General features: G+C 69.6%; 21 protein-coding genes, 1 tRNA gene and 1 pseudogene. 10 read left to right on the top strand and 13 right to left on the bottom strand.

The genetic code is table 11. From position 1 onward, the window contains the following. Positions 1–35 precede the first annotated feature (35 nt). Positions 36–845, bottom strand: coding sequence for a hypothetical protein (locus tag AAT21_RS16100; RefSeq protein WP_046777594.1), 810 nt, complete (start codon positions 843–845; stop codon positions 36–38). Between the two features lie 243 nt (positions 846–1,088). Between AAT21_RS16100 and AAT21_RS16095 the strand changes: the two genes are divergently transcribed. Beyond that, positions 1,089–1,532 carry an ATP-binding protein gene (locus AAT21_RS16095; RefSeq protein ID WP_046777593.1) on the top strand — a complete coding sequence of 148 codons (444 nt, stop codon included), beginning with the start codon at positions 1,089–1,091 and terminating at the stop codon, positions 1,530–1,532. A gap of 89 nt (positions 1,533–1,621) precedes the next feature. On the opposite strand, the gene AAT21_RS16090 is transcribed toward AAT21_RS16095, so the two are convergent. Continuing rightward, positions 1,622–3,088 (bottom strand): aminopeptidase P family protein, encoded by a 1,467-nt coding sequence (locus tag AAT21_RS16090; protein WP_046777592.1) that lies wholly within the window; start codon positions 3,086–3,088, stop codon positions 1,622–1,624. A gap of 117 nt (positions 3,089–3,205) precedes the next feature. Continuing rightward, positions 3,206–4,759: a PP2C family protein-serine/threonine phosphatase gene (locus tag AAT21_RS16085; RefSeq protein WP_079025739.1), complete on the bottom strand. Its 1,554-nt coding sequence runs from the start codon at positions 4,757–4,759 to the stop codon at positions 3,206–3,208. Between the two features lie 398 nt (positions 4,760–5,157). Between AAT21_RS16085 and AAT21_RS16080 the strand changes: the two genes are divergently transcribed. Continuing rightward, the gene (locus AAT21_RS16080; RefSeq protein ID WP_046777590.1) at positions 5,158–5,922 is read left to right on the top strand and encodes a bifunctional DNA primase/polymerase; all 765 of its coding nucleotides are present in this window, start codon (positions 5,158–5,160) and stop codon (positions 5,920–5,922) included. A gap of 864 nt (positions 5,923–6,786) precedes the next feature. On the opposite strand, the gene AAT21_RS16070 is transcribed toward AAT21_RS16080, so the two are convergent. From AAT21_RS16070 to AAT21_RS16060, 3 genes are all read right to left on the bottom strand, one after another. Then, entirely contained in the window at positions 6,787–7,761 is a 975-nt protein-coding gene (locus AAT21_RS16070; protein WP_046777588.1) for a DUF5926 family protein, read from the bottom strand. A gap of 217 nt (positions 7,762–7,978) precedes the next feature. Then, positions 7,979–8,494 (bottom strand): ATP-binding protein, encoded by a 516-nt coding sequence (locus tag AAT21_RS16065; RefSeq protein ID WP_046777587.1) that lies wholly within the window; start codon positions 8,492–8,494, stop codon positions 7,979–7,981. 171 nt (positions 8,495–8,665) lie between these two features. Further along, positions 8,666–9,454, bottom strand: a complete 789-nt coding sequence (locus tag AAT21_RS16060) for a glycerophosphodiester phosphodiesterase (protein ID WP_200904431.1) — start codon at positions 9,452–9,454, stop codon at positions 8,666–8,668. Positions 9,455–9,692: 238 nt separating this feature from the next. On the opposite strand from AAT21_RS16060, the gene AAT21_RS16055 reads away from it, so the two are divergent. From AAT21_RS16055 to AAT21_RS16030, 6 genes are all read left to right on the top strand, one after another. Continuing rightward, on the top strand, positions 9,693–11,276 hold the full coding sequence (locus AAT21_RS16055; protein ID WP_046777585.1) for a S1C family serine protease: 1,584 nt from the start codon (positions 9,693–9,695) through the stop codon (positions 11,274–11,276). A 92-nt stretch (positions 11,277–11,368) separates the two neighbouring features. Next, the gene (locus AAT21_RS16050) at positions 11,369–12,274 is read left to right on the top strand and encodes a LysR family transcriptional regulator (protein WP_046777584.1); all 906 of its coding nucleotides are present in this window, start codon (positions 11,369–11,371) and stop codon (positions 12,272–12,274) included. A gap of 79 nt (positions 12,275–12,353) precedes the next feature. Continuing rightward, entirely contained in the window at positions 12,354–12,902 is a 549-nt protein-coding gene (locus tag AAT21_RS16045; RefSeq protein ID WP_046777583.1) for a cysteine dioxygenase family protein, read from the top strand. After that, a complete protein-coding gene (locus AAT21_RS16040) occupies positions 12,902–13,948 on the top strand; it encodes a YeiH family protein (protein ID WP_046777582.1) in 1,047 nt (348 codons plus the stop codon). Before AAT21_RS16045 ends, AAT21_RS16040 begins: the two co-directional genes overlap by 1 nt. 208 nt (positions 13,949–14,156) lie before the next feature. Next, complete coding sequence (locus tag AAT21_RS16035; RefSeq protein WP_046777581.1) at positions 14,157–15,113, top strand: trypsin-like serine peptidase; 957 nt, start codon at positions 14,157–14,159, stop codon at positions 15,111–15,113. A 50-nt stretch (positions 15,114–15,163) separates the two neighbouring features. Continuing rightward, positions 15,164–15,248 (top strand) — tRNA-Ser (locus AAT21_RS16030). A gap of 257 nt (positions 15,249–15,505) precedes the next feature. On the opposite strand, the gene AAT21_RS16025 is transcribed toward AAT21_RS16030, so the two are convergent. The 5 genes from AAT21_RS16025 to AAT21_RS35695 all read right to left on the bottom strand — a co-directional run bounded on the left by AAT21_RS16025 (position 15,506) and on the right by AAT21_RS35695 (position 19,992). Continuing rightward, positions 15,506–16,198: a peptidase inhibitor family I36 protein gene (locus tag AAT21_RS16025; protein ID WP_079025737.1), complete on the bottom strand. Its 693-nt coding sequence runs from the start codon at positions 16,196–16,198 to the stop codon at positions 15,506–15,508. 189 nt (positions 16,199–16,387) lie between these two features. Beyond that, the gene (locus tag AAT21_RS16020) at positions 16,388–17,395 is read right to left on the bottom strand and encodes a CU044_5270 family protein (protein ID WP_052757833.1); all 1,008 of its coding nucleotides are present in this window, start codon (positions 17,393–17,395) and stop codon (positions 16,388–16,390) included. Next, positions 17,392–17,958, bottom strand: coding sequence for an RNA polymerase sigma factor (locus AAT21_RS16015; RefSeq protein WP_235438894.1), 567 nt, complete (start codon positions 17,956–17,958; stop codon positions 17,392–17,394). Before AAT21_RS16015 ends, AAT21_RS16020 begins: the two co-directional genes overlap by 4 nt. 192 nt (positions 17,959–18,150) lie before the next feature. Next, positions 18,151–19,545 (bottom strand): tyrosine-type recombinase/integrase, encoded by a 1,395-nt coding sequence (locus AAT21_RS16010; RefSeq protein ID WP_046777578.1) that lies wholly within the window; start codon positions 19,543–19,545, stop codon positions 18,151–18,153. Positions 19,546–19,734: 189 nt separating this feature from the next. Then, entirely contained in the window at positions 19,735–19,992 is a 258-nt protein-coding gene (locus AAT21_RS35695) for a hypothetical protein (RefSeq protein ID WP_412180331.1), read from the bottom strand. On the opposite strand from AAT21_RS35695, the pseudogene AAT21_RS16005 reads away from it, so the two are divergent. Next, a pseudogene (locus tag AAT21_RS16005) lies at positions 19,982–20,953 on the top strand (transcriptional regulator); the annotation flags it as partial. The gene AAT21_RS35695 and the pseudogene AAT21_RS16005 overlap by 11 nt on opposite strands. 14 nt (positions 20,954–20,967) lie before the next feature. Further along, a complete protein-coding gene (locus tag AAT21_RS16000) occupies positions 20,968–21,333 on the top strand; it encodes a hypothetical protein (RefSeq protein ID WP_046777577.1) in 366 nt (121 codons plus the stop codon). Positions 21,334–21,449: 116 nt separating this feature from the next. Here the strand turns inward: AAT21_RS16000 and AAT21_RS37585 are convergent, their stop codons facing one another. Together AAT21_RS37585 and AAT21_RS15995 are read right to left on the bottom strand one after the other, a co-directional pair. After that, entirely contained in the window at positions 21,450–22,583 is a 1,134-nt protein-coding gene (locus AAT21_RS37585) for a hypothetical protein (protein WP_157879722.1), read from the bottom strand. Between the two features lie 763 nt (positions 22,584–23,346). Beyond that, complete coding sequence (locus AAT21_RS15995; RefSeq protein ID WP_167350594.1) at positions 23,347–23,778, bottom strand: SCO4225 family membrane protein; 432 nt, start codon at positions 23,776–23,778, stop codon at positions 23,347–23,349. Between the last annotated feature and the right edge of the window lie 6 nt (positions 23,779–23,784).

Here is a 23,784-nt window from a genome sequence, read left to right as displayed (position 1 = left end):
TGCTCCCGCTGTGTCCCGGGGAGGAGGGTGCCGCGTCAGGCTGCGAGGGCGAACACTGCGGGCGGCCCGCGGCGGATCACCGTGTGCTGGAGTGCTTCCCGGCCCGTGCGGGCCGCTGGGTCGGTCCCGGTCCTGCGCCCGGTCCGCGGGGTGCGGGCAGGCCCGCCGAGTCCGGCGCCGAGGGCGCGTACGAAGGCCAGTGCGGCGCGCAGCGGGCGCATCGGGACGGCCTCGGCGGTGAGCCGGGACAGTTCGACGAGCCGGAAGAGCGCGGCGTCGCCGCGGCCGAGCAGCCAGCCGGCGACGAGTGCGGCCAGCAGGTGTCCGAGCAGCATGGCCGGGCTGAACAGGCCGGTCTCGGGCGCGGTGGTGACGGCCTGGGCCACGTGCGTGCCGTGCCCCTGTTCCGCGGCCTGCTGGGCCAGGGCGGCCGGGTCCAGGCCGGCGGCCTCCAGGACCCTGCGGGCGTCGGCCGGGCTCAGCGGTACGGAGTTGCCCCCGCACACCAGCCGGGCGGCGAGTTCCGCGAGCGAGCTGTCGGACGCGCCGCCGGCTGCCTGGGCGGCCGCGGTGCTGTGCTGGCCGATGCCGAACAGCGCGTGCAGCGAGAGCTGTCCGGCGGTGAGCCCGGCGGCCAGGCCGGGCAGCGTCCTGCGGCGTCCCGCGAGCGGCGCCGCGACCGCGAAGACGGCGAGGAAACCGATGCACAGGGACCACCAGGGCACGCTGGCGCAGGACGCCAGCGCGTGCCCGGCCGCGGACAGCACGACACAGACCGCGGTGAACACCGCGGCCCGGATCAGCCGGAGGCCGGCTCCGGCGTGCGTCGCGTGGGGGTCAGACATGGCCGGGTCATCATCGCACTGCGCTGATGTCCTCCATACGGCAGGTCCGGAAGGTCCGCATGAGTCCACTGTGCGAAGGGCGGAGGCGGTACCGGACGGTGTGCTCCGCCGCCGGACGGTGCGGGCAGCGCGCCACCGCATACACCGCTCTTCGGGAGAGCCGCATCCGCCGGACGGGCGCATTGCCCTCCCGGACGGCCGCAGGGCGCTTACGGCCCCTCACGGGCGGCAATAGGTATCCGTATGAGCATCTGGTGGTCTCTCCACTTGAGGCGCGAAGCCGCGAGCGTGTCGCTCGCCAGGCGACTGCTGCTGGGGACGATGGAGACCGCGGGGGTGGACCCGGACATCTCCTTCGATCTCTCGGTGGCGCTGAGCGAGGCCTGCGCCAACGCGGTGGAGCACGGCGGGGGCGCGGACTCCCCGGACGAGACCGAGGCGTACCACGTCACGGCCTATCTGGACGGGGACTGCTGCCGTATCGAAGTGACCGACTCCGGTCCGGGGTTCCCACCCGCCACGGTGGCCCGTTGCAGACCCGCCCTGGCCGAGCACGGCCGGGGCCTGCACCTGATCGCCGAGCTCTCCGACCACGTCCGCTTCCGCAACGGGCCGGGCCGGGGCGCCGTGGTGAGCTTCGACAAGATGCTGAAGTGGCGCGACGACGCGCTGCTGAAGGTGTCGTAGTGCGGCGGTGGGCGGGACCCCGTCCGGGATCCCGCCCACCGGCACCTAGCGGTGCGGACGCCGGTCACGGGGACGTCGGCCCCCTGACGTCAGCCCTTCAGGCGCGCCATCCAGGCCTCGACGTCGGTCGAGGTGCGGGGCAGCCCGGCCGACATGTTCCGGTTGCCGTCCTCGGTGACGAGGATGTCGTCCTCGATCCGGACGCCGATGCCGCGGTACTCCTCGGGCACGGTCAGGTCGTCGGCCTGGAAGTAGAGGCCGGGCTCGACGGTCAGGCACATGCCCGGCTCCAGCGTCCCGTCGACGTACGCCTCGGTGCGCGCGGCGGCGCAGTCGTGGACGTCCATGCCGAGCATGTGGCCGGTGCCGTGCAGGGTCCAGCGGCGCTGCAGGCCGAGTTCCAGGACACGCTCGACCGGGCCCTCCAGCAGGCCCCACTCGACGAGCTTCTCGGCCAGCACGTGCTGGGAGGCGTCGTGGAAGTCGCGGAACTTTGCACCCGGCTTCACCGCGGCGATGCCGGCTTCCTGGGACTCGTAGACCGCGTCGTAGATCTTGCGCTGGATGTCGGTGTACGTGCCGTTGATCGGCAGCGTGCGGGTGACGTCGGCGGTGTAGAGGGAGTGGGTCTCCACGCCGGCGTCGAGCAGCAGCAGGTCACCGGAGCGGACGTCCCCGTCGTTGCGCACCCAGTGCAGGGTGCACGCGTGGGAGCCGGCGGCGCAGATCGAGCCGTAGCCGACGTCGTTGCCCTCGACGCGGGCGCGCAGGAAGAAGGTGCCCTCGATGTAGCGCTCGGACGTGGCCTCGGCCTTGTCGAGGACCTTCACGACGTCCTCGAAACCGCGGACCGTGGAGTCGACGGCCTTCTGCAGCTCGCCGATCTCGAACTCGTCCTTCACGGCGCGCGCCTCGGAGAGGTAGACGCGCAGCTCCTCGTCGCGCTCCTTGGTCACCTTGTCGGTGAGGGCGGACTCGATCACCGCGTCGTGGCCGCGCACGGCGCGGACCGGGCCCCCGGCCTCGGTGAGGGCCTCGGCGAGCTCGCGCACGTCCTGGGCGGGGATGCCCAGGAGCTGCTCGGCCTCGGTGAGGGAGTGGCGGCGGCCGACCCACAGCTCGCCCTGGCCGGACAGCCAGAACTCGCCGTTCTCGCGGTCGGAGCGCGGCAGCAGGTAGATGGTCGCGGTGTGCCCGGTCTCGCCGGTCGGTTCCAGGACCAGGACGCCGTTCTCGGTCTGGTCGCCGGTGAGGTACGCGTACTCGGTCGAGGCGCGGAAGGGGTACTCGGTGTCGTTCGAGCGGGTCTTCAGCCGGCCCGCGGGGACCACCAGGCGCTCACCGGGGAAGCGCTCGGACAGCGCGGCACGCCGGGCGGCGGTGTGCGCGGCCTGCGCGATCGGCTCCAGACCGTGCAGCTCGGTGTCCGCCCAGCCGGTGCGCATGTTCTCGGCGAGTTCGTCGCTGACGCCCGGGTACAGACCGTTCTTGCGCTGCTTGTGCGTCTTCTTGGGCTGCTCTTCTTCCGGGGTCTCCGGGGTGAGCTCGTCAGCCACGTCTTCTCCTCAGCTACGACGGTACGGACCTGGGTGTGGACCCCATCCATCGTATGCGTGTACGGGGAAGGCGTGGCCGGGATCGTGCGGGTTGTCATGGTCCGGGCCCACGGCGGATCACTCGAAGCGGGCGGCGAGCAGCACGATGTCCTCGGGGGCGTCGGCCGGCCGCCCGTCGGGCAGCACGGTCCGCAGGATGTGGTCGCACAGGGCAGCCGGGTCCTCCCGGGCGGCACGGGGGACCCCCGCGGCGGCCGCGTGCAGCCGCGCGTACGCCCGGTCCATCAGGTCGCCGGTGTGGCGCAGCAGCCCGTCGGTGTAGAGCAGCACCGTTTCTCCGGGTGCGGGTTCGATCTCCATGCTCGGCGCTTCCCAGCAGGACAGCATGCCCAGGGGAGCGGAGAGGGAGGTCTCCACGTACTCGGTGCGGTGCTCGCCGATGAGGAGCGGCGGGGTGTGTCCGGCCCCGGCCAGGATGATTTTGCTGCGTCGGCCGGCGTCCTGAGGGCCACCGGCGGGCTCGCAGTAGGCGAAGAGCGCGGTGGCGCAGCGGGCGGGCTCGGTCAGCCGCAGCAGCAGTTCCAGGTCGGACAGGACGGCCACGGGGTCCTCGCCCTCCATGACGGCGTAGGCGCGCAGTGACGCGCGCAGCCGTCCCATGGCCGCGACGGCGCTCGGGCCGGATCCGGTGACGGAGCCCACGGCCAGTCCCAGGGCCCCCTCGGGCAGCGGCAGCGCGTCGTACCAGTCGCCTCCGCCGCGCGGTCCCGTGTGGTGGCGGGCCGCGAGCTGCACACCGGGAATCCGGGGGAGCCGACTGGGCAGCAGTTCCTCCGCGACGGTGGCCAGGCGCGTGCGGGATCGTTCCACCTCCAGCATCCGCGCCAGGTGCTCGGCTGCGTGCCGCACGTACAGCCCGGCCAGGTCGCGCTGGCGCTCGTTCGGCTCGGCATGCTCGTCGTAGAGCCATACGGCCGCGCCGAGCCGGCCGGTGGCCTCGGCGGTCAGCGGGAGCGCGTAGCTGGCGGCGTAGCCGAGCCGGGCGGCGACCTCGCGGTGGCGGGGGTCCACGGGGGCGGCGAACCCGCCGGTGCCGGGAGGCGCGTCCGGCTCGGGAAGGACTTCCGAGCCGCCCTGGGCGTCGGGCAGCCCGTCGAGGATCCGCCCGTAACAGGTCGCACTGCGCGGAACGGTCTCGATGTGGCCCAGTTCGGCGTGGCCGAGACCGAGGCCGATGGTGGCGGTGGGGCCGAGTCCGTCGGAGGGCTCCAGGACGATCAGGCCGCGACGGGCACCGACGAGTGCGGCTCCGGCCCGCAGGAACTCGTGGAGGGAGGTGTCCAGGTCCTCGGCGCGGGCCAGGCGCTCGGTCAGCTCGTGCAAGGTGGTGAGGTCCGAGACCATGCCCGCCAGCCGGTCCTGGATGAGGCTGCCCGGTGCGGGGGGCGGGGCCGGTGCGGGGGTGGTCCGGACGGGCGCGGGCGCAGCAGTGTGCGGCGACGCGGTAACTGCTGGATCGATTCCAGCCACTTTCGGCAGATGCGGGGCGCTCATGGCGTCCGCCTTTCCACCTGGTGCGATTCGCCGAATAGCATCGCAAACCCCCAGACCGTGCTGCGCCGCCATCAAGGAATCCACATCTACACGCACACATGGATGCATGTCCAGCATTGCCTAGGTGGGAATCCTGGTGTCCGTGAGGCGGCAACTCACTGTCGGGTCAAGGCTAGAACTTGGCCGGAAAAAGCTGGAAGCGGTCGGTTTTTGGGGTCGACTGGACGAGCTCCGCAGGGGGGTCGGGGTACGTACTCGGTGGTGACCGAGGTCAGTTGGCGTACCGGGAACCGCTCGGTCGCGGGCGGTCGTCGTTAGCGACGGCAGCCGGTCTCGGCAGTCGGCGCGGGTCGCGCTCCATCCCCGCCGGACGTTTGATGGACCCGTAAGAAAACTGCACGAACCGCGTGAACCTGCCTCTGACGGACAGTGCCGCTAAACCTGCACGTGTGGTGAGTCACCGGTTACATGGTGTGATGTGGCCCTCGGCGTTCAACGGAAAGGAACGAGCGCTCATGCGCGAGATCCTCGGAAGGCGTCTCCAGCGGCTCCGCGATCGCTTTCAATCCCTGCGCCCCGACCGGGGACGGAACGGCGACACTTCCGCTCTCCTCGAAGCGGCGCTCACCTGCGCCACCACCTGGCAGTGGCCCGTCCTGCCCGGCGTAGGCCGGTCCGGTACGGACGGCACGCGCTGTGCCTGCCCCGACCCCGACTGCGTCGTTCCCGGTGCCCATCCCTTCGATCCGGGTCTGCTCGCCGCCTCCACCGACCCCCGGATGGTGGCCTGGTGGTGGACCAACCGGCCCACCGCGCCCGTCCTGCTGGCGACCGGCGGAACCGCCCCGTGTGCGGTGAGCCTCCCGGCGGGCGCGGCCGCGCGGGCCCTCGTACGACTGGACGCGCAGGGCATGCGGCTCGGGCCGGTCGTCGCCACCTCCACCCGGTGGGCGCTGCTCGTGGCGCCGTACTCACTGGAGCGGCTCGGGGAACTGCTCTACGCGAAGGACCACGTGCCCTCTTCGCTGCGGTTCCACGGAGAGGGCGGCTACCTGCTGCTGCCGCCGTCCGCCGCGTCCAGCGGCGGCCGGGTGCGCTGGGAGCGCGAACCGCGTGCGCTGCCGCCGTCGCGGTGCCCGGCGGATCCGAAGTCCCCCGGCCCACGGCCCGCGCAGGGCCCGGGGACGAAGCTCTGGCTGCCCGATGTCGAGGCGGTCGTGGACGCGCTGGTCGAGGCGAGCAGCGGCGCGCCGGGTGGCGGCAGCCGGCTCGCGTACTGACCTGCGCGGTTCCGCAGGATCACTCGTACGGGTGCCAGCGGGACGAGTTTCCAAGGGAATTGGGCGCGGGGATCTCCGCGCCCCTTTCCCGCATCGCTATCTTCGGCGAATGAATCTCCGCCTCATCGGTATCGGCGCCGGTGTGCTGATCATCTTGTCGCTCCCGCTCGCCGGCGCGATCGCCGGGCCTGATTTGGCCGGTCAGGACGACGGAAAGGGCGGTGGCCTGTTCCGGACCCTCGGCCTTTCGGACCCTGCCCGCACCTCTCCCGCGCCGGCCGGGCGCCCGGCGGCACCGGCCGGGACCGAGCGGACCGGCCCGGCGGAGCAGCCCCGTACGGATTCCCGCTGCGGCCCCGAACTGTCCTCGCCCCACGGAGTGGAGGCGCAGACGTGCGTGCTGGTGGCCGAAGGCCGGACGTGGGGCAGGAGTTACTACCGGAACACGAGTGGTCGGGCGCTGGACGCCGTGCTGGCGATGATGGGCCCGGCCGGGCGCACGGTGCAGATCCGCTGTTCGGTCGGCGCCGGTGACGAACCCGGGCTCTGCGAGACGCCGAAAGAGGACTCGGCCGGAGAGCCGGAGAGTTACTCCGCTGTTGCGGAGTTTGCAGTTCCGGATGATGAAGGGCGGCTGCTCTTGCGGTCCGGGAGCAACTCACCGGCACCGGGTGACGGTTGAGTACCGCCTTAAATGGAAGGGCCCGGTCGCTGGCGACGGGGGATGCACCAGCGACCGGGCTACAAGAACGGTAACAAGAGATCGCCTGTACGCAAATTCGATCTCTGATATTCAGACACCGATTTGCAGACGATTACCGGGAGTTGTGACTCCGGTCACCGGTCCCGCGCGTGCCCGCGAGGTCAGCTGAGGGTCACCTGGCGGTTGGTGAGACCGCCGCGCGCCCGGCGCTCCTCCGTGGACAGCGGAGCATCCGTGGCCAGCGCCTTGGCCAGCCGCTCCGCGAACTCCGCCGCCGGCTTCTCGACGTCGTCGGCGGTCACTCCGGTCGGCAGATCCCAGACCGGGACCATCAGCCCGTGGGCGCGGAAGGAGCCGACGAGCTTCGTGCCCTCGCCGAGCGACGACGTGCCGGCCGCGTGCAGCCGCGCGAGTGCGTCGAGCAGCTTCTCCTCGGGGTGCGGCATGACCCAGCGCAGGTGGTTCTTGTCCGGGGTCTCGCACCAGTAGGCGGCGTCGACGCCGGTCAGCTTCACGGTCGGGATGGCGGCGGCGTTGGCGCGCTCCAGCGAGGCGGCGATCTCCGGAGACGCGTTCTGGCCGCCCTCGGATTCCGGAATCCAGAATTCGAAGCCGGTGTGCACAACCGGCTCGAAACCGCCGTCGGTGTCCAGGAGATCCTGAAGTCGGGGACCCTCGGCCGGGACCCGGCGGGCAGCGACCGGAGTTCCGGGCTCCGCCACGAGTGCGCGCTCCAGGGTGTCGGCCATGTCGCGGCTCAGGTCCCCGGTGGAGGTCTCGTTCTGCAGGCCGAGCAGTACGGAGCCGTCCTCGCGGCGCAGCGCCGGCCAGGCCATGGGCAGTACGGTCACCAGCGTGACGGAGGGGACGCCCTCGGGCAGGCCGCCCTTCAGCGACAGCGGGACGGTGGCCGCGGGCACGAGCTCGCGCAGCGCGACCCAGTCGCACTCGCCCGGCAGGCCCTCGAAGGGGCGCCGGACCGGGTCGGTGGCGGCGTGCGCGGCGGCTGCGCCGTGACAGGCCTTGTAGCGGCGCCCGGATCCGCAGGGGCAGGGCTCACGCGCGCCGACAACGGGGATCTCACCGTTGTTGAGCTGCGGCTTTGCAGACTTGGCTGCGGGGCGCTTCTTGGCCATCGTGCGTGTCTCCCGGTTGCGGCGGTACGGCGTCGTGTCTGGGCGCGAGCCTAGCCGTTCGTACCGCCGGAACCGGTGGGGTGCGGCCGGGAGCACGGTCGGCGTGCGCTCCCGGACGGCCGCCTGTACGGATGACCGGTACTGCTGTGCTGACGATGAGCTGTTGTGCGGTCAGGGATCCGGCTTCCGGAGGGTCCTGGCTCGCGGATCCATGCGTTCAGACATCGAAATTGTCGAACGCCGTGCTGAAGTCGATCGCCGGGGGCGCAACGCGCGTAGCGAAATCCTCGTGCCGGGGCCCACAGGCGACGACCACCCAGACGGTGACCTCGCCCGCCGCTCCGTCCCGGACACCCCAGTCCTGGGCGAGGGCACTGATGATGTTCAGCCCCCGGCCGCCGCGTGCGGTGACTGAGGGCGTGGAAGGAACAGGCCGGGTGGGCCCACCCCCGTCCGTGACCTCGACCGTCAGCCGCCCCGCTCTGTCGACGCGCCATGCGGCGCGTATCTCCCCGTCCCCGACCTCCCGTGCGCCCAGAGGCCTGCCGTGTCGACAGGCGTTGCTGAGCAGTTCGGAAAGGATCAGTACGGCATCGTCCACGACCGATTCGGCCACCCCGCTGATACGCAATTGCTCACGCATCCGGTGTCTGGCCTCGCCCACGCCCGCAGGACCATGGCGTACGTCCATGCACGACGACGTGGGCACTTCGTGTGCCACCACCAACGCCACCCCCGGAACCTCCTTAGCCCCACGCATGGTCTGGATGCCCCTTTGGCCTGGACCGGAAACCGCCGGAGCAGGCCGCTCTGACGCATTCACGCCGACCGAATGCGGAGCGGATGCGCCGGGGCACGCCCTGTGACGAAGGGGGTGGAGGTGGCGGGTGCGTAAATGGGGACGTCAGCGCCCTAGTTGGGACAGAACCTGACGGGGTCTGTTCGTGATGATCGCTTCCACACCCAGATCAGCGCAGAGCTGAACGTCTTCTGGCTCGTTCACTGTCCATACGTGCACGGAATGGCCCGCGCCCTGGAGCTTGCGGATGAAGCCGGGGTGGCTGCGGACGATCCGCATCCCGGGGCCGGCGATCGTCACACCGGCCGGGAGTCGCCCGTCGCGCATCCGGGGCGAGATGAACTGCATCAGGTACACGGTCGGGACCGTCGGTGCGGCGGCCCGTACCCGGTGCAGGGAGCGCGCGGAGAAGCTCATGATCCGGACCGGGTGCGGACCCTCGGCCGGCGGGGCGTCCAGGCCGAAGCGCTTGAGGAGAAAGAGGAGGCGCTCCTCCACCTGTCCGGCCCAGCGCGTCGGGTGCTTCGTCTCGATGGCGAGCTGGACCGGCCGTCCGGCGTCCGCGACCAGCTCCAGCAGGCGCTCCAGGGTGAGGACCGAGGTGCGCGCGGGGTCGGCGTCCCAGTCGGGGGACTCCTCGCGGTCCTTCCAGGAGCCGAAGTCGAGGGCGGCGAGATCGGCCAGCTCCAGGGCGGACACGGCGCCGCGGCCGTTCGAGGTGCGGTTCACCCGGCGGTCGTGGACCAGGACCAGATGGCCGTCCGCGGTGAGCCGGACGTCGCACTCGAGGGCGTCGGCGCCGTCCTCGATGGCCTTGCGGTAGGCGGCCAGCGTGTGCTCGGGGGCGTCCTCCGAGGCACCGCGGTGGGCGACGACCTGGATGGTGCGCGGCATTGCGTGGGTCACCGGGTCATGGTGCCACCGTCAGCCCCTTGGGCGTCGAGGTCTGGTCCTGCGAGTGCGTCTGAAATGTCGGACATAAAGAATGGGGAGAGATGCACAGGTCCGGCTTACAGTGCTCTGACGGGTCATGGGAAAGGCTTCTGCCCAGGAACTTGTACGGTACGTCGAACGTTCAGCCGGATCGATATCGCCAGATTTCCGAAGCTGTGTGTGACGAGGAGAGAGAGCTGTGAGCACCGAGAACGAGGGCACCGCGGCCCCCACACCCCCCGCGGCCCCGTCCGTAACCCCTGCTCAGGGCTCCGAGACGGCGCCAGCGGCCTCCGCGCCCGCTCCGCGGCCGGACCACGCCCCGCAGGACGCCGTTCCGGCCGCGCCGCCGGTCCCGCCCGCCGCGCCCGCAGCGCCGGCCGCGCCCGCGCCCGCGGCGCCCTCAGCCGGTGAGCAGGTGACCCAGCAGCTTCCGCCGACGCCTGCGCCGGGCACCGAGCCGACCCAGCAGATCCCGCCCGCGACCGCGGCGCAGGCCCCCGCCTACGGCCAGGCTCCTGCCCCTGCGCCCGCCCCTGCCGCGCACGGAGCCGAGGGCTGGCCGCCCCCGCCGCCCACCGTGCCGGCGTACGGCGCCGGCGGTGCGGGCGGCGGCCCTGTCTGGGGTGCTCCCCCGGCCGCCGACGGCTATCCCGCGCCCAAGCAGAAGGGCAAGGGCGGCATGATCGCGGCCGTGCTCGTGGCGGCCCTCGTCGCCGGCGGCATCGGCGGCAGCGTCGGTTACTGGGCCGCCGAGCGCAGCAACAACGGCACCGGCTCGACCACCATCAGCGCGACCAACACTCCGAAGGACCTCAAGCGCGACGCTGGCTCCATCGCCGGGCTCGCCGCCGGCGCGCTGCCCAGCGTGGTCACCATCGAGGCCTCGGCCGGCGACGGCGAGGGCGGCACCGGCACCGGGTTCGTCTACGACCAGCAGGGCCACATCCTCACCAACAACCACGTGGTGGCCTCCGCGGCGAACGGCGGCAAGCTCTTCGCGACCTTCTCCGACGGCAAGCGGTACGACGCCGAGGTCGTCGGCCGGGCCCAGGGCTACGACGTCGCCGTGCTCAAGCTGAAGAACCCGCCGGCCGGCCTCAAGCCGCTGGCGCTCGGAGACTCCGACAAGGTCGCCGTCGGGGACGCCACGATCGCGATCGGCGCCCCGTTCGGCCTGTCCAACACCGTCACCACCGGCATCGTCAGCGCCAAGAACCGCCCGGTCGCCTCCGGCGACGGCACCGGCAGCAAGAACTCGTACATGAGCGCGCTCCAGACGGACGCCTCGATCAACCCGGGCAACTCCGGCGGCCCGCTGCTCGACGGACGCGGCGCGGTGATCGGCATCAACTCCGCGATCCAGTCGGCGGGCAACGGCGGCTTCGGCGGCGGCCAGGCCGGCTCCATCGGCCTCGGCTTCGCCATCCCGATCAACCAGGCCAAAAACGTGGCCGAATCGCTCATCAAGACGGGCAAGCCGGTCTACCCGGTGATCTCGGTCTCCGTGGACCTCCAGGCCAAGACCGAGGGCGCGAAGATCTCCGAACAGGGCGCGGCCGCCAACGAGCTCGTCGACCCCAACGGTCCGGCCGGCAAGGCGGGCCTCAAGCCGGGCGATGTCATCACGGAATTCGGCGGCAAGCCGGTCGACAGCGGCCCGACCCTGATCAGCATGATCTGGACGTACAAGCCCGGCGACACGGTGAAGCTGACCTACCTGCGCGACGGCAAGCCGACCACCGTCGACATCACGCTCGGCTCCAGGATCGGCGACAAGTAGGAGCAGTACAGGCCACGGCGGTGGCCCGGTGACGAGGGGCCGTGGGCGGAATCCCGCCCACGGCCCCTCCAACGTCCGCTTATGCTTCGCTGGTGTTCGATTCTCGGCACATACGGACCTTTCACACGGTGGTCGCCTCCGGCTCGTACTCGGCGGCCGCCCGCGTGCTGGGCTACACCCAGCCCGCCATCACCCAGCAGATGAAGGCGCTCGAACGCGCCGTCGGAACCCCGCTGTTCACCCGCGTGGGCCGCAGGATGCAGCTCACCGAGGCCGGGGAGTCCCTGTCCCGGCACGCCGAGACCATCCTCGGCAACCTCTCCGCCGCCGAGGCGCAGCTGCGGGCGTACGCCCGTCTGCGCACCGGCCGGGTCAGACTGTGCGGCTTCCCCAGCGCCAATGTCACGCTGGTCCCGGAAGCCCTGAGCGGCCTGGCCAAGGACCACCCGGGCATACAGGTGGAACTGCTGGAGGGAGAGCCACCGGACTCGCTGCGACGGCTGGAGCGCGGCGAGTGCGACATCACCCTGGCCTTCACCTATCCGGGCCTGCACGAGGAGGTGCCGGAGGAGGTCGCCGAGGTCAGACTGCTGGAGGACCAGCTGACGGTGCTGCTCCCGAACGGGCATCCGCTGGCCCGCCGGCGTGCCGTGCACCTGGCCGACCTCGCCGAGGAGCGGTGGATCGCGGGCTGTCCGCGCTGCCGGGCGAACCTGCTGCACGAGTGTGCGGAGCTGGGCTTCGTGCCCGACATCCGCTTCGCCACCGACGACAACCTGGTGGTGCAGAGCCTGGTGGCGCAGGGCCTGGGCGTGGCGATGATGCCCGCGCTGGTCCTGCCCTCGCTCTCGCTGAACCGGGTGTGCGGGCGGGCGCTCCAGCCCGCCGCGCGTCGGCACATCGCCGCGTACGTCTACCGGGACCATCTGCGGATCCCGGCGACGGCCGTGGTGCTGGACGCGCTGAAGCAGGTGGCCGCCAACCGGGTCGGCTGCTGACCGATCCATAAGCGCTGCTTGGGATTTCACGTCACAACTGTCGTTGGACGCGAGGGAACGACGCCCGCACGCTGCCCGTATGACCACCACCACACCGGCCCGTACTACCACGAGGATGGCCGCCCTCGTCAGTGAGATCCGCACGGTCGTGGAGCGGGGACTGGCTCCCGACCTCACCGCCTACCTCGTGGGCGAACGGCTCGCCCCGCACCTGGGGGCGCCCGACCTGCTGACGCCGATGCAGCAGGAGGGCGACCCCGAGCGCTACCGGCAGCACATCCTGCACGCGGAGTCTGACGGCAGCTTCTCCGTGGTGGCGCTGGTGTGGCTCCCCGGGCAGGAGACCTGCATCCACGACCACGTGTCGTGGTGTGTGGCAGGGGTGCACCAGGGTGAGGAGAGCGAGCGCCGCTTCCGGCTCGCCCCCGGTGCCGGTCCCGCCCGTCTGGTGGCGACCGAGGACGTGGTCAACGCCCAGGGAGAGGTCTGCGGGTTCGCGCCGCCCGGAGACATCCACAAGGTGCGCAACTCCTGTGCCACAAAGGCGATATCGGTGCACGTCTACGGCGCCGACGTGTCCCGCCTGGGTACCAGCATCCGTCGCGTCTACAAGCTCCCCGTCGACTGATGGCCCTCCTTCACCGCCCGCAGAGCACGGCGGTTCGGCATGTTTCACGTGAAACATCCACGCCCTGGCCGGGGTTGGCGCTCGCCGCGGGCGGGGCCCTGGTCGCCTGGTGCATCCACCGGCTCATACCTGCCGTACCCATGCTGACCGCCTCGGTGGTGCTGGGCATCGCGGTGGCGCACCTCCCCGGGCCACGGACCTTCGTACGGGGAGCCGGGCGCCCGGGCCTGTCCCTGGCCGGCCGGCGGCTCATGCGGATCGGCATCGTCCTGCTGGGCCTCGGCCTGGGGCTGGACCAGGTGCTCCGGCTGGGCTGGGCCACGGTGGTCATGGTGGTCGCCGTGGTCGCGGCCACGTTCTTCGGCACCCTCTGGCTGGGCCGCCGGCTCGGACTTCCGGGCGATCAGCCGCTGCTGATCGCCACGGGGTACTCGATCTGCGGCGCCTCGGCGATCGGCGCCGTGAGCGAGGTCTCGGGCAGCGACGAGGAGGACGTGGCGGCATCGGTGGCACTGGTCACCCTCTGCGGGACGCTCGCCATAGCCGTACTCCCTCTTCTCCAGGACCCGTTGGCTCTCTCCGGCCTGGCCTTCGGGCGGTGGGTCGGTGCCGGTGTCCACGACGTCGGACAGGTGGTGGCGACCGCGCAGACCGCGGGCCCGGACGCCCTGGGCGAGGCGGTGCTGGTCAAGCTGATGCGGGTGGCCCTGCTCGCTCCGCTGGTGGCGGCGGTCGCCTTCTCGGTACGGGCCCGGCGGCGCGGGGTGTGCACCCCCTCGGGGCGCCGGCCGGCACCGGTGCCGATGTTCGTGGCCGGATTCCTGGCCGCGGCCGGGCTGCGCGCTACCGGTGTGCTGCCCGACGTAGCCCTGCAGTGGGCGCACACCGCGCAGGAGGCCCTGCTGGCGGCTGCCCTGTTCGGCCTGGGGAGCGCGGTCCATCTGCCGACGCTGGCGCGAACCGGGGGCCGCGCGGCGGCCCTGGGTCTCGGGGCGTGGGTGGTCGTCGCCGGGGTCTCGTACGCGGGAGTTGTTCTCACCGTATGACGCTGCAACGGCCGGGAGTTGGCCATTTCGTGGCCGGAACCGACCGAACGTTCCGACTGCCCGCTGACATTGACGCGGGGCCGTGCCACTCTGCCCCGGCAAGCCGTACCACGTACGACGCACCACGCACAGCCGATCCGCACCGACCGCTCTTCACCCCCACCCTGCCCGGCTCCGACCGGTCCGGGCACGGCAGAAGGAGTCATGCGTGAATCGTCATCGCACGGCCTTGTCCGTCCTGCTCTCGGCGGGCGCCCTGGTCGCGGGCGTCCTGACGGCGGCCACCCCCTCGATCGCGGCGGACACCCCGACGTCCTTCCGGCCGCAGCAGACCCAGGGCTTCTGGACCGCCGAGCGGATGCGGGCCGCCACCCCGCTCGACGTGACGGCGGTGCCCGGCGCCGCCCGTGCCGTGGTGGCCGGCTCGGCGGCTCCCACCGCCATCGCCCCGACGGCCGCCTCGTCCGCCGTATCGCCCACGGCGTTCCCGCAGGCGGGCGGGGCCTGGACTGGCGGCGGCGCGGTCGTGAAGACCTCGGGCCGGGTCTTCTTCACGATGGGCGGCCGCACCGCCTCCTGCTCCGGCAACTCGATCACCAGCGCCAACGGCAGCACGGTCATGACGGCCGGCCACTGCGTGAAGTACCAGGGCGCGTGGCACACGAACTGGGTTTTCGTGCCCGCCTACAACAACGGGTCGGCGCCCTACGGCCAGTGGCCGGCCACCAAGACCTTCGCCACCGACCAGTGGGCGGCCAGCGAGGACATGAACATGGACGTCGGCCTCGCCGTCGTCGCCCCGCTGAACGGCCAGACCCTCAGCCAGGCCGTCGGTGCCCAGGGGGTCCTCTTCAACGGCGGCTACAACAAGAAGATGTACTCCTTCGGCTTCCCCGCGGCCGCCCCGTACGACGGAACGAAGCTGGTCTACTGCAGCGGCAACAGCGGCAAGGACTTCCTGCTCACCAAGGACCACAGCCTGGGCTGCAACATGACGGGCGGCTCCAGCGGCGGCCCCTGGTTCCAGGACTTCAACGAGGCCACGGGCCTCGGTACCCAGGTCTCGGTAAACAGCTTCGGCTACACCTTCCTGCCGAACCGGATGTACGGCCCGTACCTCGGCAATGAGGCCAAGGCCGCCTACGACAAGGCGCAGGCCTCCTGATCCGACAGTCGCCCCGTCACCCCCGCCCGGCCGGTACTCTGTACCGGCCAGGTGGGTTGCCCGAGCGGCCTAAGGGAACGGTCTTGAAAACCGTCGTGGCGCGAGTCACCGTGGGTTCAAATCCCACACCCACCGCAGCAGGTCAGAGAAGCTGCTGATCAGAAGGGGTGTCCCGAGAACGGGGCGCCCCTTCGTCATGTGCCCTGTCTCACCTTGATTCGCCCGTGTACCGTTTTGGATCATTGGCTGTGGACCAGGTGTGGACCACGGCTCACTGGTCCGCAGGTGGCTGACCTGCACATACGCGGGCAGGCGAAAGGGGCGCCCGCACCGGGGCGCCCCTTGTGGTGACTGTTGCGACTATCTGTCGACGGTTCGAGCGGTGAAGGCTGTTACATGTCCATCGCGTCGGCCTTGTCGTTCCAGGTGCCACCGTGGACGTAGCTGATATTGGTCAGGTTGTGGCAGTTTGTGGCCCCTATGGACATGGTGGGGTCCACCATGAAGTCTCGGTAGTCGATCAGGGTTGCCCCGTAGGTCGGTCGAGCGACGCAGATCGAGGTGGCCTTGTCGCGGAAGTCCCAGTCAGCGAATTTCTTGTGGCCGCTGGCACTCCACTGAAGCTTGCGACCCGTGTAGTTGATGTCTTGCCAAACGCAGACCCATCCGTACCCGCAGTCGCTGGCGGCCCTTACTGACGCCGGAGCCTCTTGGGCCGCCTTGACGCCGAGCTTCCGTGCTTCTTCCGTCGCCTTCTTGGCCACTGCGGCGTTGTCCTTGACCAGGCTGGCGTCCGCTTCGGCCTGGTTGTCGAAGCACTTGACTTCGAGGTTCAGCGTCTCAACACAGATCTGAGCCCCCTGCCACCCCTCGGTCAGGTTGATCCGCTTGCCCTTGTATGTGGCGAAGATCGGCTTGGACGTTTGCGCATCCTTGCGCGCCTGTTCATCAGCGGCGGGGCTCAGCACCCCGGCCGACGGCGCCACCGTCGTCGGAGCAGGCGTCGTGGCATTGGCCGCCGGCGCGGTGATGATGATGGCACCCAGAGCGGCACCCGTAGCAATAGCGACACGTAGTGAACGCATCGGTCCTCCCCCTGATTGTCCGCCCGTTGGCGGCTCTGCCTAAACACTGCACGCGCAGTCACAACTTGTGTGACTGCGCGTGCAGGAGGCTACGACTTGACCGGAGAGCCGCACGTGGCGAGGATCACATAGATGTTCGAATTGGCGGCGAGTCGGACAGGATCGCAGGATCTTTGGCCCGAACGCCTTTTATTCGCGCGGTAGTTGTCCGGCGCGGTCCGTGACTCCCTGGGCGACGATGGCCCGCGTGTCCACTGTCTCGCCAGCCTTGCCCCAGGAGCTGTCCTTGAGGATGACCGTGCGGGAACCCAGGAGCCGCAGGCTCTGCTTGTCGAAGATCCACTCGGTACGCTCGTCGTCGTGGACCCGCGCGACCGCGACACCCGTTCGACCCGCGGCGTCCTTCGCCTCGGGGACCAGGACGACACCCGGAATGCGCGCTGCCGCGCGGTAGAGCGCCGCGCTCAAACCGGGCGGCGCCTGGAACTGCCGCAGAAGATCGCCGATGGCGACGAATGCCTGCTGATCGGGTCCGGTGGTCGAACCGGACCCGTCCCCGTGTTGCTTGCGCGTGTCATCGTAGATCAACTTCAACAGCAGGTCGGGATCGGTCGGCAGCGACTCGAGGAATCGATACGTGGGGTCGTTTAGATTCGGCGAACCCTCGGGGGGGAACGTCTCGGACCCTCGCACGGTGCGCTTCGTCCATCCCGCCGAGCCGTCGACCGAGAACCAGCATTCGTCCGAATCGTCTGTGGGGATCTTCTCCATCTTTCCTCCTCCGCCCGGGATCTCGGAGAGGGTGACGGACCGTGCGACGGTCTTCGTGTACAGGAACTGCCCGTCGCGCACCACCGGGGCCGGCGCGGATCCGGCCGCCAAGGCGACGCGGTCCAAGAGTTGCACGGCCGCAGGCTCAGGGCGGGCGGCCTTGGCGGGTTCCTCCGGATTCTTGCCGCTCAGGGTGAAGGTGACGGCCACCGCGCATGCTGCCGCCACCACCCCCAGGGAAAGGAACAGGGGGCGCCTGGACCGCCGGCGCGTGGTCTGCTCCGCTTGTGCGATTTCACGCATCAGATGCTCCTTGATCGGGCGCTGGGCGCGGAAGGGCAGGTCCCCATCGGAGATCCCGTCCAGGCGCCGCAGGAGTTCGTCGTGCTCGGATCGTTCGGTCCGTGCGCCATCAGCGGCGTTCACAGGTGTCCCTCCCGTGCGGTGCGAGACGCGGACGCACGCCCCCCGGCTGGGTCCGCGGCCAGTCTGGCGGTGGTGAGTTTGCGAAGGCGGCTGCGTGCCCGTGACAGCCGGGAGCGAACGGTCGATTCACTGACACCGCACGCCTTTGCCACTTCGCCATGGCTGAGCCCGGACCAGACGGACAGGACGATGACTTCACGGTCGGCACGTCGGAGCTGGTCCAATGCGGCCAGGGCTGCGGAAGCCTCCGCGGTGTGCGTGATCCGGGACACCACTCGGTCGGCCGGGTCCGGGACGGCATCGGGTAGGGGTAAGCGCGTCAGCGCCTCGCTGTGTCGCCGCGCGGCCCGACGGGTGTTGCGTATGACATTGGTGGCGACCCCGAGCAGCCAGGCGCGATGATTTGTGACTTCGTCGAGTTTCCCCCGCAATCGCCAAGCCTCGAGAAACGTGAGGGAGACGATGTCATCCGCCCCCGCACGGTCGGAAGTCATGCGGACGACATGCGCGTACACCGCCTGGGCATGCGCGTCGTAGAGCTCCGCGAACAGTTGCTGGTCCACACTCACTAGTGTCCGCCCGCCGTCACTTGTTGCATGTGACGCTGGTCACGCCCTGAAGTCGGGTTGGTCCCATCGTCACCCGGCTACCCGGTACGAAATCCCGTCCAACGAGCCGCATGCCTCCGCCGCGGGCCTTCGTTGCCAGGAGGGAGGGGGCTGCTGCGGAGGACTTCCTACAGTGCCTTGGTTGACCTACGGGTCACTGTCGTCGTTCAGGGCCCTCTCGATCTGCTGGTTCGCGTGGTGCTGGTTGCGGCGGATGGCCTTGGCGTAGAAGCGGAACAGCACGGCGATGCTGTGGCCGGCACGGCGGGCGACCTCGGCCGGGGAGACGCCGGACTCCAGCCAGAGGGAGACGCACGCGGCGCGAAGCCCATAAGGGACCTCGGCCAGGGGCGTCTTGACTTCCTGCTTGGTGAGGACGGCCCGGCGAGCAGCCTTCCAGATGTCGCCGTACTCCTTGCTCAAGAGGCCGCCCCCACGGGCCGCGCGGAAGAGTCGGCCGTTCTCGGCCGTGCCGAACTCCGCGATGTGGTCGCGGATCAGACGGACCAGGACCGGCGGGATCGGTACCTCGCGGGTGGCCTTCCGGGCACGCTTCTTGAGCCCCCGGGAGTCGTAGGACTCCCCCGAGTCGGTCCAGCCGGATCCGACGCGCGGGGAGCTGGACGACAGGATGACTTGGCCCCAGCCTTCCTCGGGCAGGGTGAAGTCCGATTCGCGCAGGCTCACGGCTTCGCCGGGGCGGGTGGCCGCGTAGTAGAGGCACCCGAAGAACGCCTTGAGGTGGCGGCCACGGTCTCCCTGCTCGCCCACGGCGTTGATGAGCTTGCGGGCCAGGGCCGGGCCGGGGACGTATCGGAAGTCGATCTCGTCGTCCGTCTCGGGTGCCGTCCAGTCCACCTTGGTCAGGGGCAGGGAGGGCAGGCGGTCCAGCTCGACGGCGTAGCGTAGACAGTTGCTGAACACGGGCACCTTGCGGTTCACCGTGTTGTCCGCCGCAGCGGTCCCGTCCATCTTGCGGGCCAGCGCGTCCAGTGCGGACCGCACGACCGTCGGTGTGTTCAGGGCCGAGATGTCCACGGACTTCCGGCCGATCCAGTCGAGGGCCGCCACGATGGCTTCGGGTGCTTCCTCGGCATCAATCCGGGCCACGAGTTCGCCGTCCTGGTCGAGGACGAGGCGGAAGGCCCAGGAGTAGAGGGCGGTCCGCAGAACCCGGGGAGCGGGGGCACCGCGGTTGTCCTTCACCAGGCGCGGGGTGACCGTGGCGAGGGCGTCCGCGATGCTCGCGCGGTGCTTGGCTGAAGCGTTCGGCCACTTCATCGCCACATACTCCCGGGCATGTGCGAACCAGGTGGGGGACTGGGCCGCCTGCACCTCCGAGGCCGGAAGGCCGGTTTCGGTGTCGAACTGTTCGCGCTTGCGGAGCGCGGCCAGCAGCTCGGAGCGTCGGCCGTCCGCCTGAGCCTTGATCTTGTAGCTCTTCGAGAACGGCTGCACGCCGACCCGCCAGCGGAGTTGGTAGGCCGCAGCGCGGTCGGGGCGCTTGCGGATGCCCCAGATCTGTACGTCGTACGTCAGCATGCGGGCACCTCGCAGCCCTCGAACCATGCGTCGAGGTCGGCCCGGCGGATGCGGATCTGCCCGTTCGGGAGCTTGAGGCAGCGGGGCGCGTTCCCGCGGCGGCGCGGAGCCGGTAGAAGGCCGCCCGCGACATGCGCAGTTCGGCCAGTGCTTCGACCATGGTCAGCATGCGGGTGGTCGGTGCGGCGGTCACTGCCAGACCTCCCCTTCGGTCTTGGCCCGTTCCTTGTCGGCACGGGTCTGGTTGATGTCGTGGCGGGTCTGGGCGGCGAGGAGTTCTTCGCCGGGGCGGTAGCCGGAGGCGAGGTAGGCCCAGGAGGACTCGGTGACGAGCACGGTGTCCGGGCTGGGTGCGGGGTGGCCGGCGCGGGCGCGGGCGCGGGCGGCGTCGGCCTGGGCGAGGCGCCAGGCGCGGCGGACGTCGCGGAGGGCTCCGAGGGTCCTCACGGTCAGCGGGGCCCTGACGGCCCTACCGGTCGGCGAGGCCGAGGCCCTCACCGATGGGGTGCTGAGGGGGATGCCCGCCGACTTCGAGCGGATGAACAGCCACCTGTGGCAGGTCTACCAACTGGCGCGTTCGAAAGGCTCGGTCTACCCCGTCATCCGTGACCAGCTGACGACCCTGAACGAAGCACTGGCCGCCAGCCGAGGCAGCTCCCGCCCCCTCCTGAGCGCAGCGGCCGACCTCTTCCAGATGGCCGGCGAAGTCGCCTTCGACGGGAACCGGTACACCGACGCCGCAGCCTCGTACTCGCTCGCGGCCTCGGTCAGCAAGGACGCGGGCGCGTACGACCTGTGGGCCTGCGCCCTCGTACGCCACGCCTACGTGGACATGTCCGAGCAGCGCTACCGCCAGGCGGCGCAGATGCTGGGTGTGGCCGAACGGCTGGCCGGTCGAGGGGACAACGACCTTTCGACGCGGCATTGGGTCGCGTCGGTCCAAGCGGAGGCGTACGCCGGCCTTGGGGACCTCACAGCGTGCGAACGCGCGCTGGACCAGGCCGAGAAGGTCAGGGACCTCACCGCGGAGAGCACGAACGGCGGATGGCTCCGCTTCGACGGCACCCGCTTGGCCGAGGAACGCGGAGCACGGTACGTGCAGCTCGGCCGCTTGGACCTGGCGGAGGCGACCTTGAAGGCCGCATTGGCCCAGACGGCCCTCGCCTCGGGGCAGTCGTATAGGCGCCGGGGCGCAGTGCTGACCAGCCTGGCCGCCATCGGAGCGAAGCGGCGTGATCCCGACCAGGTTCTTGCGTACGGGCGGGAGGCCGTCAGCCTGGCCCGAGCCTCAGCATCCGGGTACGTCGCCCGTAGACTCCAAGCCCTGTGCGACGAGTTCGGTCCCTTGAGCCGCGACCACCGCGTAGCGGATCTGGGGGCGGAGATCGCCACGCTGAGCACGCCGTGACGAGAGGGGTAGGCATGTCGCAGACCGAAGGCGCACGACTGTTCCGGGAAACCTGGATCGCGGGAGTGCACCAGCACTTCCCCGGGGAGCCGAAGGCCGGCTACGTCATCCCGTGGGAAGACACCCCGCAGTGGGAGCGCGAGGCCGCAGGCTCGGTCTACGACCAGGTCCGGCAGTTCATCGAGATCAGCGGTGGCCACACGTCGAGGTTGTCCCGCGAGCAGAAGAGTCGGTTCGTCGCGACGTGCTGGACGGCACAGATGTTCAAGCACTTCGAGGAGCCGAAGCCGGGCTACGTGGCGGACTGGCCTGACCTGCCGTCCTGGCAGCAGGAGACGGACGCCGACATCTTCGAGGCCATCGAGAAGGCATGCAGCTGATCACCGCTAGATGTGGGTGGGGGAAGAGCACCCGCTAATTGACCTACGCGTGCACGCCCCCGAGTCTGATATGGGCCGGGGGTGTGCTTTCTGTGTATGTTGCAGTTGTCAGAGTGTCAGAATGGAATTTCTGTTTCCAGTTCCAGCAATCTTTGAGCCTCGGACTGCATTCCGGCGTCGTCCAGCATGCGAGAGAAATCCGCATGCTTGCCCTTGGGTACCGCTGCCAGTAGATACTCCAGCGTCGCGTTCGATTCGATTCCCGGAATCTGCTCTGTTTTCAGGCAGTCGATCAACCTCAAGAGTCGATGCGGTCCACCCTGTGATCCTGCATGCAGGATAAGCTCTCGATCCCCAAGGAAGGCTTCAGGAATAGCTCCGGCAGTCGCCAATGTTATTCTGGGCCATGCATGCAATCCGATATTCTCTGCGAGTTTATCGGCATCATCCTTCAGTGTGGCCGCACGCAGCGTTCGCAGGACGTCGGCCAGATCTGGCCTGGTGCCCCCTAGCCAGTCGCCTCTGCCGAGAATGGCGTCAACGAAATTGTGCGCGTACCAGAGGCTCAGCTCCCCTTCGGCCCGACGAAGTGCGACCAGGAGCTTGGGTATCTCTGAGGGCTGCTGAGTCAGCAGGCAAGTTTGGAAGTATCGGTTGCCGATATTTTCGGGACCGTCCTCGGCTATTGATTCGAGGATTTTCACTATCTGGCCGGGTGGTGCATGGGCGGCCAAGTTGAGATAACCTTGGTAATCCATATGTGCGTGTCCGAGTGCAACAACGACAGTTGGCAGCCATGTTTCTAGGGGTTGACCTGCCCCCTGTCTTGCGAGATTTGCAATATCGTCCATGCCAGCGTTGACGAGGGGCGGGATTAGCGCCTCTAGATCAGAGGGGTCGCCGGTCTTCTGATCCTGGGATTCCTTGGGAGTCATCTCGTGTGACGGTTCAACGGCATGCCGATTTTTGGGCGCAGTGGGGTGTGCTGCCTTTTCTTGCCAAACTTGCTCGTCGGTATCTTCAGACGGAAGCGGAGCGCCGATCGAATGCGCGTAGTCGGCGCACGCTCGAACCAGAGCCAGCACCTGGACCATTTTCAGTGCACTAGTTCCGGCGAACTTATCCTGGATAGAGGCCCGGCTCATCCTTCTGCCTTGGCGATCAGTGAGCTTCTCCAGGTCTCGCAGCGACGGGTTTCCAGCTCGAACACGCAAGCGACCCAGCTGTTTCGCCAGGGAGTCATCAGCCATCGCCCCGCCCCGTCTCATGGTTCGTTGCCGCCGCCTGTCCAGAGTCGTCCAGCATCGGCCACAACTGTCCAGCTCAGTTCCGTTCAGACTAGGGCGCGGTGAGCCGACTGTCCGGAGTTCAGCAGGAACGTCCGAGGCACTGGTGGACAGCTCCGACGGACAGCTTCCCTTGGAGCGCGTCCCCATCAACGGACGCGTTGTCAGACGGTGAGAGGAGCATGGAACCAGTGGATGTGACCATCACGCTCTGGGTTCTGGCCGGCTCGGGCGTGGCGAGCGTGGCATTATTCGCTGCCAAGGGCTTGCTTGATCAATTGCCTGGAGTCTTCGACTCTTGGCGTGCTGCGCAACGCGCGTGGCGAGGAGACCCGCCACCAGCACCGGAGGTTCACTCCTGCCAAGGTGCCTGCGCGCTGGATCACCCAGACGCTCGCCCTGTCTGAGTACCTGCCCAGCGGTATCTGATGGGCTAGTGGACCAGGTGTGGACCGCCAGCGGCGGTGAGTGACCCGGCGGTGGGGGAACGTGCAGGTCATGCACGACGAAGACGCTGCTCGCAGCACTCTCTTGAAAACCGTCGTGGCAGCGATGTCACCGTGGGTTCAAATCCCACACCCACCGCCAGGTCAGAGAAGTAGCAGGTCACAGGGCGGGTACCCGAACCGGGTACCCGCCCTCTCTCTTCATCCCGTCTCACCTCGATGCACCCGCATCCCGCTGTGGACCAGCGCGTATGGGCCATCTCTGGGCCAGGTTCACGGCGCTAGAGCTGCGTACTCATGGCGTCACGCCGACGCGCGACGTAGCGGAGCAGGGCCCAGATCGCCGCGGCGTTGACCAGGGCGCTGAACAGGACCGCACCGTAGAAACCGAATTCGGCCCCCATGTCGAGCTTGGTGTCGAGGGATGTGTCCGGTGCCCAGTCCGAGGGGTGCGGGGCGGCCTCCGGCGGGAACTGCGTGGGCAGCGGCTCGGGCGGCGGCTGCGAGCCTTCGTAGGTGGGCCCCATGTCCGGGGCCGACTCGGCCAGGGCGTCCGCGGCGGGTCCGATCGTGCTCAGCAGAAGGAGGCTGACCGGCGCGGTGGCCAGGATCGGCCAGACTCCGAAGAACCCGATGTCGCCCGTCCGGCTGCCGACCGCGACGTAGACCAGCATCGCGACCACCAGGGCCAGGTAGGCACCGGGCACCCACATCTGAGG

It is taken from the genome of Streptomyces yangpuensis (assembly GCF_001005295.1).
Taxonomy (GTDB): domain Bacteria; phylum Actinomycetota; class Actinomycetes; order Streptomycetales; family Streptomycetaceae; genus Streptomyces; species Streptomyces yangpuensis.
Note: the sequence above shows the minus strand (reverse complement) of the source record. Positions and strands in the feature narration are given on the sequence as shown.